Raw genomic sequence first — 13,287 nt, forward strand, 5'->3', positions numbered from 1 at the left:
CGGCAAAGTCATCCTCTCCGCAGACTGCCACCAGAGCGTGACCGGTTCGCTCCGGCACGCAGCAGCGAACTCGGGAGGGGCGCGTGGCAGACAACTCGCTCGACGACGGGGTACCTCGGCGCGGTCGGATGCGCGGCCATGCGGGGAGACGGCGAGGTCGCCTTTTCGCGGCCGCGTCGGTGGCGGTCATGGTCGTGCTGGCCGCCGTGGGATGCACGTCGGACTCGTCCGATGACGAGGCGCCCCAGGGAGGATCCGAGAGCGGAACCATCGCGCTCCTGTTACCCGAGACCCAGACGACCCGCTACGAATCGGCCGACCGCCCCTACTTCGAGGCGCGGATGGCGAAGATCTGCCCCGACTGCAAGGTGCTGTACTCGAACGCCGACCAGGACTCGGCCGCCCAGCAGAACCAGGCCGAGCAGGCCATGACCAACGGCGCCAAGGTCCTCGTCCTGGACCCGGTGGACGGCGAGGCCGCGGCGGTGATCGCCCGCAACGCGCGGGACCGTGGCGTGCGCGTGGTCTCCTACGACCGGCTCATCCAGAAGGCGCCCGTCGACGCCTACGTCTCCTTCGACAACGAGAAGGTCGGCCAGTTGCAGGGCCAGTCGCTCCTCGACGCGATCGGCGACCGGGCCGGCGCCGGCAAGGTCATCATGATCAACGGCTCGCAGGACGACCCGAACGCCCAGCAGTTCAAGGACGGCGCGCTGTCGGTCCTGGAGGGCAAGGTGACGATCGGCTTCGACACGTTCACCCCCGACTGGTCTCCCGACACCGCCGGTCGGGAGATGGACCAGGCGATCACCACCGTCGGCCGGGAGAACATCGTCGGGGTCTACGCCGCGAACGACGGCATGGCCGGCGCCGTGGTCGCCGCGCTGCGCCGGGCGAACGTGACGCCGCTGCCGCCCGTCACCGGCCAGGACGCCGAACTCGCCGGGGTACAGCGCGTACTCGCCGGAGATCAGCACATGACCGTCTACAAGGCCATCCGCCCCGAGGCGGAGCAGGCGGCCGACCTGGCGCTCGCGCTGCTGCGCGGTGAGCCCGTCGACACGATCGCGACCGGGCGCGTCGACAACGGCAACGGTCAGGTTCCCTCCGTCCTGCTGGAACCGGTCGCGGTCACCCGGGACACCGTCGCCGAGACGGTGGTGAAGGACGGCTTCCTCGCCAAGGCCGACCTGTGTGCCGGCACGTACGCGACGGCCTGCGCGTCCGCCGGCATCTCCTGACCTCGCGTCCCGTCCCTGGGATCCGCGGTGAGCTGCTTTGCCGGCGGCTCACCGCGGATCCCCTCGTGGCTGTTCCTGGAAGGCACGGGCCCGTCATGTCCGATCTGGTGTTGTCCCTACGTGGGATCTCCAAGCGTTTCGGCGCGGTGCAGGCGCTCACCGACGTCGACCTGGACCTGCGCGCCGGGGAGGCGCTCGCCCTCGTCGGCGACAACGGCGCCGGCAAGTCCACGCTGGTCAAGTGCATCTCCGGCGTCTCGCCGCCGACCGGCGGGGAGATCTGGTTCGCCGGCCGCCCGGCACGCCTCGAGCGCCCGCAGGACGCGGTGGCTCTCGGGATCGCGACCGTCTACCAGGATCTCGCGCTCTGCGACAACCTCGACGTCGTCAACAACCTCTTCCTCGGCCGCGAGCGGCGCCGCCGGCTGGGCCGGTTCGCCGGCGCGCTCGACGAGATCGGCATGGAGCGCAGCGCGCTGGACCTCCTGCGCACCCTGGCGGTGAGCATCCCGAGCGTGCGCATCCCGGTGGCGTCGCTGTCCGGCGGCCAGCGGCAGTCCGTCGCGATCGCGCGCTCGCTGCTCGGTGATCCGGCGGTGGTCCTGCTCGACGAGCCGACCGCCGCGCTGGGCGTGGCGCAGACCGAGCAGGTGCTCGACCTCATCGTCCGGCTGCGCGAGCGCGGCCTGGCCGTACTCGTGATCAGCCACAACCTCGCGGACGTCTTCGCCGTGTGCGACCGCGTCGCGGTGCTCCGGCTCGGCCGCAACGCCGGCACGTTCGACATCGGCTCCGCCTCCCGGGAGGACGTCGTGGCCGCGATCACCGGCGCCGACACGGCCCACGGGACGGGCCGGGCGGAGGTGCGTTCGCGATGAGTGAGCTCGCGCCCGGCGCCGCCGAGCCCGCAGCCGGCTCCGCCCAGTCGAACCCCGCCCAGCCGGTTCCCGCCGCGGGGGCGGTCGGTGTCGTCGCGCCCGGGCGGGGTGACGCGGCGGTCGACCCGCGCCTGCTCTTCGCCGGCCCGGGCCTGCGCGGCCTGGCGGACTCGGCGCTGCGCCACGTGCGCGCGGGCGAGCTCGGCTCGCTACCGGTCATCGTCGGGCTCGTCGTGATCTGGACGATCTTCCAGTTCCAGAACTCGAACTTCCTCACCTCCTACAACCTCACGAACCTCGCACTGCAGGTCGCCGCGACCGGGACGATCGCCACCGGCGTCTTCCTCGTCCTGCTGCTCGGCGAGATCGACCTGTCGGTCGGCTGGGTCAGTGGGCTGTGCGCGTCGGTCATGGCGGTGCTGTCGGTGCGCCACGGGTGGGCGCCGGTTCTGGCGATCGTGGCCGCGCTGGTCGTCGGCGCCGCCGTAGGTGCCCTGCAGGGCAGCCTGTTCGCCGTGTTCGGCGTCCCGTCCTTCGTCGTGACGCTGGCGGGCTTCATCGCCTGGCAGGGCGTGCAGCTCAAGGTGCTCGGCCGGGACGGATCGCTCAACCTGCCGGACAGCGAGATCACGAAGCTGACGTCCACCTTCTTCACCGACGCCACCGGATGGGTGATCGCCGGGATCGCCGTGGCCGGGTATGCCGGTGCCCAGCTCGCCGAGGTCCGCGGCCGCCGTCGGGCCGGGCTGCGGCCCCGCCCGATCGCGGAGGTCGCGGTGCGGGTGGTCGTCGTGGGCGGCGCGCTCATCGCGGCGGTGGCGATCCTCAACGACGACCGCGGGCTGCCGCTGGCGCTGCTGATCTTCGGCTGCCTGGTGCTGCTGGTGGACCTGGTTTCGCGGCGCACCAGCTACGGCCGCCACCTGTACGCCGTCGGCGGCAACGTCGAAGCGGCGCGCAGGGCCGGCATCAACGTGCGCGCGCTGCGCGTCTCGGCGTTCGCCGCCGCGTCCTGCCTGGCCGGCGTCGGCGGTGTCCTCGCCGCCGCGCGGCTGACGAGCGTCACGCAGGCCTCCGGCGGCAGCGACACGCTGCTCAACGCGATCGCCGCGGCGGTGATCGGCGGGACGAGCCTGTTCGGCGGGCGCGGTCGAGCCTGGTCGGCGCTGCTCGGCATCCTGGTGATCGGTTCGATCGCCAACGGGATGGACCTGCTCGGTCTCGACCAGTCGGTCAAGTTCATCATCACCGGGTCGGTCCTGCTCGCCGCGGTGCTTCTGGACGCGGCCGCGCGCCGGGGGAGGCAGGCGAGTGGCCGCGGGTGAGCCGCCCGAGTCCCCAACGGCGCTGACCGTGTGTAATCGCGAGCGAGCCGATCAGGGGTGCCCATAACGGCCGTTCACATGTGACGGCGACGTGACAACAAGATGACAGACCCAGCAGCGTTCGTGCGAAGGGCCCGCCGGCCCGGGAAAAAAGCCCCGCCGGCGGGCCCTTGTGGCGTCGGGAGCGGCCCGGCGTGGGGCCGCACGCCAGGCCCTCCGACGCGTCATGCCTGGTTCCCGGGCTCTCTTCACCGACTACTCGTCGCACATTACCGACAACGGGGAGGTGGATTCTACCGCGACCCGGCGAAATATCTGACGCTCTTCGGGCAGCTCACATGTCGGGAGCCTGTCTGCGGAGCCCGGGGTGCCCTGCGTAGACTTTGCCGGACCCGGACCGATCCCCTTTCGGGGGAGGGAGAGCACGCCGTGTCGCTTCTGTCGACGATCGACAGCCCGCAGGACGTCAAGCGCCTCGACCATGAGGAGCTGGTGACGCTCGCGGCTGAGATCCGTGATTTCCTCATCCACGCGGTTGCCCGCACAGGCGGCCACCTAGGGCCGAATCTGGGCGCTGTAGAACTGACTCTCGCAATCCACCGAGTGTTCGATTCACCATTCGACCGTGTCCTCTGGGACACGGGCCACCAGTCCTATGTTCACAAGATTCTGACCGGCCGCCGGGAGCAGTTCGACCGCCTCCGTCAGCGCGGCGGGCTCTCCGGCTACCCGAGCCAGGCCGAGTCCGAGCACGACATCATCGAGAACTCGCACGCCTCCACGGCGCTGTCGTACGCCGACGGGCTGTCCCGCGCCTACGAGCTGCGCGGGGAGAACCGGGCCGTCGTCGCGGTCGTCGGCGACGGGGCGCTGACCGGCGGAATGTGCTGGGAGGCGCTGAACAACATCGCCGCCAGCGACCGGCAGGTCGTCATCGTCGTCAACGACAACGGCCGGTCCTACTCACCCACCATCGGCGGCCTCGCCGACCACCTCGCGTCGCTGCGCCTGGCGCCCGAGTACGAGCAGGTCCTGGACGTCGTCAAGCAGGTGCTGGGCCGCACCCCGCTCGTCGGCGCGCCGCTGTTCGACGCCCTGCACGGCATCAAGAAGGGCATCAAGGACGTCGTCACCCCGCAGGGCATGTTCGAGGACCTCGGGCTGAAGTACGTCGGCCCGGTCGACGGCCACGACGTGGTCGCCATGGAGTCGGCGCTGCGCCGGGCCAAGGACTTCGGTGGCCCGGTGATCGTCCACGCCATGACCCGCAAGGGCTTCGGGTACCCGGCGGCCGAGCAGGACGACGCCGACAACTTCCACGCCGTCGGCGTCATCGACCCGCTGACCGGTAAGCCGAAGTCGGCAGCCAAGGGCGCCACCTGGACCTCGATCTTCTCCGAGGAGATCGTCCGGATCGGTTCCGAGCGGCCCGACGTGGTCACCATGACCGCGGCGATGCTCCAGCCGGTCGGCCTGAAGTCGTTCGCCAAGGCCTTCCCGGACCGGGTCTTCGACGTCGGCATCGCCGAGCAGCACGCGGTCACCTCGGCCGCCGGCCTGGCCATGGGCGGTCTCAAGCCCGTCGTGTGTATCTACGCGACGTTCCTGAACCGCGCCTTCGACCAGGTCCTCATGGACGTCGCCATGCACCGCCAGCCGGTGACCTTCGTGCTCGACCGCGCCGGGATCACCGGCGAGGACGGCGCGTCCCACAACGGCATGTGGGACATGTCCTTCCTGCAGGTCGTGCCGGGTCTGGCGATCGCCGCCCCGCGTGACGCCGCGACCCTGCGCGCCGAGCTCGACGAGGCGGTCTCCAACACCGACGGCCCGACGGTCGTGCGTTACCCCAAGGGCAAGGTCGCCGCGGACTCCCCGGCGATCGACCAGGTCGGCGGGGTCGACGTCCTCTACCGGGCGCCGGCGGCCGCGCGGCACCGCGAGGTGCTGCTCGTCTCGATCGGCGCGATGGCCCCGACCTGTCTGGACGTCGCCGAGCGTGTCGCCAGCCAGGGCATCGGCATCACCGTGGTCGACCCGCGGTGGGTCAAGCCGCTCGACCCGGCGCTGGTCGACCTCGCCCGTGACCACGACCTCGTCGTCACCGTCGAGGACAACGGGCGGGTCGGTGGCGTCGGTGCCTGCGTCGCGCAGCTGCTGCGGGACGCCGACGTCGACGTCCCGGTGCGTGAGTTCGGGGTCGCCCAGCGCTTCCTCGACCACGGCAAGCGCGACGACGTGCTGGCCGAGGTCGGCCTCGCCCCGCAGGACCTGGCCCGCAAGGTGATCGAGGCGGTCGCCAAGCGCCAGCACGCCCTCATGGGCGACGAGGTCGGCGCGGACGAGTCCAACCAGACCCCCGCCGGCGGCGGTCAGGCCTGACCGGCCGGGCCTGACCGGCAGGGCCCGCTCGGCCGGTCACGACCGGCCGGGCCTGGACCGGCCAGGCCTGACCGGCGCGGGGCCGGGTCGCGCCCGTGTGCGCCCGGCGCGGGTGCCGTCCGGTGGACGCCTTAGGCTGACCCGGTGAGTCGGCGTCCCGCGCACCGCGAATCCCCGTCCGCCATGGCTGGCGGGGACGTCGTGCGTGGGCCCGCCGTCGCACCGGCGGCGGGCCCCGACGAGGCCCGCCCGGCGGAGGAACCGGCTGCCCCCGCCGCCCGTCGGGGCGTGCGGTGGTGGGTGGTCCGCGCAGCCCTGGTGCTCGCCGCCGCGCTTCTGGTCGTGGCGCTGGTCGGCCAGTGGAACGACGTCCGGGACTCGCTGGGCGACCTGACCGTTCTCGGTGTCGTCGGCTCCGGCGTGGCGACGACGCTCGCGGTCGGCGCCACCGTCCTGTCCTGGCGTGCCGTGCTCGCCGGGCTCGGTGCGCTGCTGCCGCTGCGCGCCGCCGTCCGGATCTTCTGCGTCGGCCAGATCGGTAAGTACATTCCGGGCAGTGTGTGGCCCGTCCTCGCCCAGATGGAGCTCTCCCGCGACTACGGGGTCTCCCGGCCGAAGTCGGCCCTGGCGAGTCTTGTGGTGCTCGCGCTGGCGGTGCCCTGCGGCGGTCTGGCTGCGGCCGTCACCCTGCCCTTCTCCTCCCGCGACGCGCTCGCCGACTACTGGTGGGCGCTGGCGGTGGTGCCCGTCTTCGCGGTGGTGCTCTACCCTCCGGTGCTCGCCAGACTGCTGGCGGTCGCGTTCCGGCTGCTGCGCCGCCCGCCGCTGACCGAGCCGCTGACCGCCCGCCCCATCGCCGTCGGCGCCGGCTGGCTGCTGGGCAGCTTCGCCTGCTACGGCGTGGGGACCTGGCTGCTGGTCCGTGACCTGCAGCCGGAGGTCGGCGGCGCCCGGCTGGTGGCGCTGTGCGTCGGCGCCTACGCCCTGGCCTGGACCGCGGGCTTCCTGGTGCTCGTCCTGCCCGCGGGCGCGGGCGTGCGCGAGGCCGTACTGGTGCTTGCCCTGGCCCCGGCGCTGCCGAGTGGCCCGTCGACGCTGATCGCTCTTGTCGCGCGCCTGCTCGCCACGGTCGCCGACATCGTCTGGGCGCTGGTCGGGGTGGCGCTGCGCCCGCGTGGCGAGGCGGTCGCCAGTAGGCCGGAGGACCTCGCCGGGTCGGGCCAGGCCGGCCCACGGGCCGGGGGCGCCGCGGCCGTCGCCCAGCCGGCGCCGAGTAACCGCTGACCCGCGCACCGGCGTGGGAATGTCGCCGTTCCGCACCGTCAATGATCGGAAGCGTGACCGGTGAGGTGCCCAGAGCGATGTCCTCCGTATTCGGATCATCGATCGGGTGTCCTACGGGCGGAGTTCAGGAAACTGTGGCGCCCCAGCTTTTTCGCCGGAGGTGACGCTCAGCGTTGAAGCGGCCGGTGATGCTTTTGTCCTGGGGGGCTTCGGCGGCCTGATGCGCCGGGTGGGTTTTTGTCGGTGGCCTGTTCCGACTGATGCCGTGAACCGGGGCGAATCGGTGGGATCCAGCTACTGATCGCGCCGCCGAGTATCGATTCTCCGCAGGCGGGCGCAAACGACGTCCGGGTACGGATCACCGTGGTCGGTGATCCGTACCCGGACCCGCTTCAGACGGACGACGGCCGGCCGACCACGGGCAGGGCCCGGGGTGCCGCGGGCGTGGCGGCTGCCGCGGGCGTGGCGGCTGCCGCGGGCGTGGCGGGTGCCGCAGGCGTCGCGGATGCTGCCGTCCTCGCGGGCGCTGCCGTCCTCGTGGGCGACGGCAGCAGCGTGGCCACTGCCGCGGCGGTGAGCAGGACGGCCGCCCCCACCCACAGCGCGGGCCGGGTGCCGTCCACGAACGCCCCCGGGCTCCCGTAGCCGCCGTTCGCGGCGAAGACCGAGGCCAGCACCGCGACCCCCAGGACGCCGCCGAGCTCGCGCATCGCGTTGTTCGTGCCGGAGGCGAGACCCTCCTGCTCCGCCGGGACCGAACCGAGGGCCACCGACGCGACCGGAACGAAGAACAGCGCCATGCCCACACCGGCCAGGACGAAGGGCGGGACGAGCCCGGCGTAGTCGGCCCCGGTGTCCAGGATCGTCGCGAGCCAGGCCAGGCTCACGGCCTCGATCGCCATACCGGCCACGATCAGCGGGCGCCCGCCGATCCGATCCGAGAGCGGTCCGGCGATCGGGGCGATCAGCAGGGGCATCGCCGTCCAGGGCAGCGTGCGGATGCCGGCCTCGAGGGGCGAGTAGTCGAAGACGTTCTGCAGGGCCTGCGCCAACAGGAAGATCGACCCGAACATGCCGACCGAGAACAGCAGCGACACGGCGTTCACCGCCGCGAACCCGCGGCGGCGGAACAGGGCCATCGGCAGCATGGGGCTCCCGCCGCGCCGGGCCACGCGCCGCTCCCAGGCGATGAAGGCGCCGACCCCGGCCGCGCCGGCCAGCAGTGACGTCAGGACGGCCGGGCTCGTCCACCCGTGGCTCTCACCGCGGACCAGCCCGAGTGTGACGCCGAGCAGCCCGGCGGAGATGATCGCGACCCCCGGCAGGTCCAGCCGTCCGGCCGGCCCGCGGGACTCCGTGAGCCTGCGCAGCGCGAGCGGGACCGTCACCAGGCCGATCGGCACGTTCAGCCAGAAGATCCACTGCCAGCTCGCCCCCTCGGTGATCGCGCCACCGACCAGGGGCCCGACGGCCACGGCAAGCCCGGACATCGCCCCCCACACGCCGAGCGCGGCGCCCCGGCGCTCGGGTGGGACCGCCGCCGACAGCAGCGTCAGGCTCAGTGGCAGGACCAGCGCCGCGCCGACGCCCTGCATGGCCCGGGCGGCGATGAGCGCCTCGATGGACGGGGCGAGCGCCGCGCCGAGGCTGCCCAGGGTGAACACCCCGAGCCCGGTGGCGAACACGGCCCGCCGCCCGAGCCGGTCGCCGAGTGCGGCGCCGGTCAGCAGCAACACCGCGAACGGCAGCGTGTAGGCGTTCACCACCCATTCCAGGCCCTCCAGGCCCGCCCCGAGGTCGTCGCGGATCTGGGGAAGTGCGGTGGTGACCACCAGGTTGTCCAGGGCCACCATGAACGCCGTTATGGACGTCACGACGAACGTCCAGACGGTGGCGGATCGCTTGTCGGTCACGAGTTCCCTCCAAGGTCTTGAGTGCTCACTACCTTCGTTGGATAGTGATTGGTCACTAGATTCGTGGTGTGGGCGAGGGTGCGGACAGGTGGAACGGGTGCGAGGGAGGCGAACGCGGGTCTGGAACGGCGTGGGCCGACCCAGGCCGGTCTAGCTGCAGATCTCCCGGGCCCAGCGGTCGCCGATCTCCTGCAGGTTCATCGCGGCCACGACGTTGAGCAGCATGCCGTGCCCGAAGAACGTGCGCAGTTCCTCGTCGTCGCATCCGCTGACGCGTTCGACGGTCTGCCACAGGTCCCGGAAACCCTGCCGGGTGACCTCCTGGATGTCCGGGTCACCGCAGGAGGCGTAGCTCTGCATCTGCATGAGCAGGTAGGTGCGGTCGGTGAGCAGCTCGTCGTAGGCGGACCCGATCGCCGTCAGGGCGTCGGCGCCGACCAGGTCGCCCGCCGCGGTCTCGAAGCGTTCGCGAGTCAGGGTGAAGGTGGCCCGGACGGCCGCCAGGAACAGTTCCTTCTTGGTGGGGAAGAGTCGGAACAGATAGGGCTGGGAGATGCCGGCACGACTGGCGATCGCCTCGGTGGACGTGCCGGTCAGGCCGCCCAGGGCGAACTCCTCGACGGCCGCCGCGAGCACCACCGCGCGTCGTTGCTCCGCGCTCATCCGGGTGCCGGCGCCGCCGGTTGTCCTTGGGGCCACAACCTCAAGGTAGTGGTCACTCAATAACCAAGTCAAGGAGAATGTCGGCCCGGAGCGCGGCGGATCCGAGCGGCGGCCTCGGACGGGCACTCCGGGCGGGCAGTGCCGGTGTCCGCCCGGAGTGCCCGTCCGATCAGGCGACGGTGGCGACGCCCGGAGGGTTGAAACGGCGACCGGTCACGCGTTCGCTGATGCCGGTGCGGTCCAGGTACGGGGTGATGCCGCCGAGGTGGAAGGGCCAGCCGGCGCCGAGGATCATGCACAGGTCGACGTCCGCCGCCTCGGCCACGACGCCCTCGTCCAGCAGGAGCCTTATCTCCTGGGCCAGCGCCGAGAGCGCCGCCTCGCGGACCTGCTCGGGCGTCATCGCCGCGCCCTCCCGAGCGGTCGGCGCGGTGCCGTCATCCATGCTCCGGACGAGATCGGCGACCTCCGGGTCGACGATCTGCTCGCCGCCCGGTCCGGCCGTGTAGAAGCTGCTCTTCCCGGCGGCCACGACCCGCGCCAGGCCGTCCGGCGTGCGGAACCGGTCGGGCATGGCCTGGTGCAGGGTCCGGGCCACGTGCAGTGCGACCGGCGGGCCGACCAGCGAGAGCAGGACCAGCGGCGACATCGGCAGTCCGAGCGGGTCGAGCGCGCCGTCGGCCTGTTCGATCGGGGTTCCGGTCTCGGTGGCCGCGAGCACCTCGCCCATGAACCGGGTGAGGAGGCGGTTCACCACGAAGGCCGGCGCGTCCGCGACCAGCACCGCGTTCTTCTTCAGCTGCTTCGCGACCTGCAGCGTGGTCGCGATCGCGGCGTCGTCGGTCCGCGGGGTGCGGACGACCTCGACCAGGGGCAGCACCGCCACCGGGTTGAAGAAGTGCAGCCCGGCGACCCGCTCCGGATGGGTCAGGTCGGCGGCCATCTCGGTCACCGAGAGGGCCGAGGTGTTGGTGAGCAGCAGCGTCTCCGGCTTCACCACGGACTCGAGCTCGGCGAGCACCGCCTTCTTGACCGACATGTCCTCGAAGACGGCCTCGATGATCAGGTCGGCGTCGGCGAACGCGTCCTTGGTCAGTGAGCCGGTCACGGAGGCCTTGAGCCGGTTCGCGCGGTCGTGGGAGATCCGCCCGCGCAGCAGCAGGTTGTCGATCTCGCTGTGGACGTGTGCGACTCCCGCGTCGAGACGCGCCTGGTCGAGGTCGGTGAGGACGACCGGCACCTCCAGCCGCTGGGCGAACAGCAGCCCGAGTTGGCTGGCCATCAGCCCCGCGCCGACCACGCCGACCTTGGTCACCGCTCGGGCCAGCGAGCGGTCGGGCCCGCCGACCGGCCGCTTGGCGCGCCGGTTCACCAGGTCGAAGGAGTAGAGCCCGGCGACGAGCTCCTCGCTGGACCCGAGATCGGCCAGCGCCGCCGTCTCGGCGGCGTACCCCGTGTCGGCGTCCGCGGTCTCCGCCAGGGCCATCAACTCGAGGGCGCGGTAGGCGGCCGGGGCCGCGCCGTGCAGCCGGGCGTCCGCGAGGACGCGGCCGCGCTCCAGCGCCGCGGCCCAGGCGGCACCCCGCTCGACGGGACGGCGGCCCTTGGCCGGGTCCACCTCGCCCCGCAGCACCTGGCCGACCCAGTGCAGCGCCTCCTCGAGGAAGTCCGCGGCATCCAGCAGGACGTCACCGAGGCCGAGCGCGAACGCCTTGGGGCCGCGCAGCGTCCGGTTCTGGCTGAGCGCGTTGTCGATCATGATGGTGACCGCGTTCTCCGGGCCGACCAGGCTCGGCAGCAGCTGGGTGCCGCCCCAGGCCGGCACCAGACCGAGGAAGACCTCGGGCAGCGCGATCGGCGCGGCACCGGCGGAGATCGCCCGGTAGTCGCAGTGCAGCGCCAGCTCCAGGCCGCCGCCCATCGTGGCGCCGTTGACCAGCGCGAAGGTGGGGACCCGCCGGTCGCCCAGCCGGCCCTCGCCGACCCGGCGCAGCGCGGTGTGCCCAAGCTCGCCGAGCGCGGTGAGCTTGGGCCGGACCTCGGCCGGGTCGGTCAGCGACGACCGGTAGGAGAGGTCCGCGCCGGCGCAGAAGATGAACGGCTTGCCGGTCACCGCCACCGCCGCCACCGGCGGGTCGTGGGCCTCGATCTCCTCGACGGCGGTGAGCAGCGACCGCAGCCCGCCCGGGCCGAAGGTGCTCGGGCGGGTGTGGTCCTGCCCGTTGTCCAGGGTGATGAGCGCGACCGGGCCGCTCACGCCGGGCAGTTGTGCGTACCGGACATGGGCCTGCGTGACGACCTCGTCCGGGTGTTCCAGGGTCATCGCGGCGCTGCTCATGCTCCTTCTCCCGTTCGGCCGAAGTGCGGGTTCTCCCAGATCGTCGTCGCTCCCATGCCGAAGCCCACGCACATCGCGGTCATCCCGTAGCGGACCTCGGGATGCTCCTCGAACTGGCGGGCCAGCTGGGTCATCAGCCGCACTCCGCTGGAGGCGAGCGGGTGCCCGTACGCGATGGCGCCGCCGTAGGGGTTGACCCGCGGGTCGTCGTCGGCGAGGCCGAAGTGTTCCAGGAAGGCGATCACCTGCACGGCGAAGGCCTCGTTCAGCTCGAACAGGCCGATGTCGTCGATGCTCAGGCCGGTGCGGGCCAGCGCCTTCTCCGTGGACGGGATCGGCCCGACCCCCATGACCTCGGGCGCCACACCGGCGAACCCGAACCCGACCAGCGACATCTTCCGGGTCAGGCCGAGCTCGGCGGCGACGTCCGCGGCGGCGAGCACGCAGCCGGTGGCGCCGTCGTTGATGCCCGCGGCGTTGCCCGCGGTGACCCGCCCGTGCGGCCGGAACGGTGTCCGCAGCCCGGCGAGGCCCTCGACGGTGGTGCCGGGCCGGGGCGGCTCGTCCGCGGTGACCAGCTCCCAGCCGCTGTCGACGTGCCGCGCGGCGACGGGGACGAGGTCGGGCTGGATCCTGCCGTCCGCGTACGCCTTGGCGGCCTTCGCCTGCGACGCGGCGGCGTACGCGTCCGCCCGGGCCCGGGTGATCCCCGGGAACCGGTCGTGCACGTTCTCCGCGGTCATGCCCATGACCAGCGCGGAGGAATCGACGAGACGCTCGGAGACGAACCGCGGGTTCGGGTCCACGCCCTCGCCCATCGGATGGCGCCCCATGTGCTCGACGCCGCCGGCGATGGCGATGTCGTAGGCGCCGACGGCGATCGCGGACGCGGTGGTGGTCACCGCCGTCACCGCGCCCGCGCACATCCGGTCGATGGCGTAGCCGGGCACCGACTCGGGCAGCCCGGCCAGGATGCCGGCGACCCGGCCGATGGTCAGGCCCTGATCGCCGATCTGGGTCGTCGCCGCGATCGCGACCTCGTCGACCCGCTCGGGCGGCAGCGCGGGATTGCGCCGCATCAGCTCGCGGATGACCCGGACCACCAGGTCGTCGGCCCGGGTCTCGGCGTAGACGCCCTTGGCCTTGCCGAAGGGAGTGCGTACACCGTCGACGAACACCACGTCACGGATCGAACCCTGCGCGCTGACGAACACCACCGGCCTCCTCGACGCCTCACCCGTGGGCGGCACGTGCGCGGCCCGC

General features: G+C 72.4%; 9 protein-coding genes. 5 read left to right on the forward strand and 4 right to left on the reverse strand.

Going from position 1 to position 13,287, the window contains the following annotated elements; genetic code table 11:
- Positions 1–83: 83 nt before the first annotated feature.
- The 5 genes from E0504_RS24355 (at position 84) to E0504_RS24375 (ending at position 7,110) form a co-directional block, all read left to right on the forward strand.
- Complete coding sequence (locus tag E0504_RS24355) at positions 84–1,241, forward strand: sugar ABC transporter substrate-binding protein (RefSeq protein WP_083390861.1); 1,158 nt, start codon at positions 84–86, stop codon at positions 1,239–1,241.
- Between the two features lie 95 nt (positions 1,242–1,336).
- A complete protein-coding gene (locus E0504_RS24360) occupies positions 1,337–2,119 on the forward strand; it encodes an ATP-binding cassette domain-containing protein (protein WP_071061785.1) in 783 nt (260 codons plus the stop codon).
- Positions 2,116–3,444, forward strand: coding sequence for a sugar ABC transporter permease (locus tag E0504_RS24365; RefSeq protein WP_131625925.1), 1,329 nt, complete (start codon positions 2,116–2,118; stop codon positions 3,442–3,444). The genes E0504_RS24360 and E0504_RS24365 overlap by 4 nt, the downstream gene beginning before the upstream one ends.
- A 429-nt stretch (positions 3,445–3,873) precedes the next feature.
- A complete protein-coding gene (gene dxs, locus E0504_RS24370; protein ID WP_112108136.1) occupies positions 3,874–5,826 on the forward strand; it encodes a 1-deoxy-D-xylulose-5-phosphate synthase in 1,953 nt (650 codons plus the stop codon).
- Positions 5,827–6,027: 201 nt separating this feature from the next.
- Positions 6,028–7,110, forward strand: coding sequence for a lysylphosphatidylglycerol synthase domain-containing protein (locus E0504_RS24375; protein ID WP_112108144.1), 1,083 nt, complete (start codon positions 6,028–6,030; stop codon positions 7,108–7,110).
- A 392-nt stretch (positions 7,111–7,502) separates the two neighbouring features.
- Here E0504_RS24375 and E0504_RS24380 read toward each other — a convergent pair whose 3' ends face one another.
- The 4 genes from E0504_RS24380 to E0504_RS24395 form a co-directional block, all read right to left on the reverse strand.
- Positions 7,503–9,023 carry a DHA2 family efflux MFS transporter permease subunit gene (locus E0504_RS24380; RefSeq protein WP_131625926.1) on the reverse strand — a complete coding sequence of 507 codons (1,521 nt, stop codon included), beginning with the start codon at positions 9,021–9,023 and terminating at the stop codon, positions 7,503–7,505.
- A 150-nt stretch (positions 9,024–9,173) separates the two neighbouring features.
- Positions 9,174–9,686 (reverse strand): TetR/AcrR family transcriptional regulator, encoded by a 513-nt coding sequence (locus tag E0504_RS24385; RefSeq protein WP_071061649.1) that lies wholly within the window; start codon positions 9,684–9,686, stop codon positions 9,174–9,176.
- Positions 9,687–9,855: 169 nt separating this feature from the next.
- Entirely contained in the window at positions 9,856–12,024 is a 2,169-nt protein-coding gene (locus tag E0504_RS24390) for a 3-hydroxyacyl-CoA dehydrogenase NAD-binding domain-containing protein (RefSeq protein WP_131625927.1), read from the reverse strand.
- Entirely contained in the window at positions 12,021–13,238 is a 1,218-nt protein-coding gene (locus E0504_RS24395) for an acetyl-CoA C-acyltransferase (protein WP_112108133.1), read from the reverse strand. Before E0504_RS24395 ends, E0504_RS24390 begins: the two co-directional genes overlap by 4 nt.
- Between the last annotated feature and the right edge of the window lie 49 nt (positions 13,239–13,287).

It is taken from the genome of Parafrankia sp. BMG5.11, assembly GCF_004337455.1.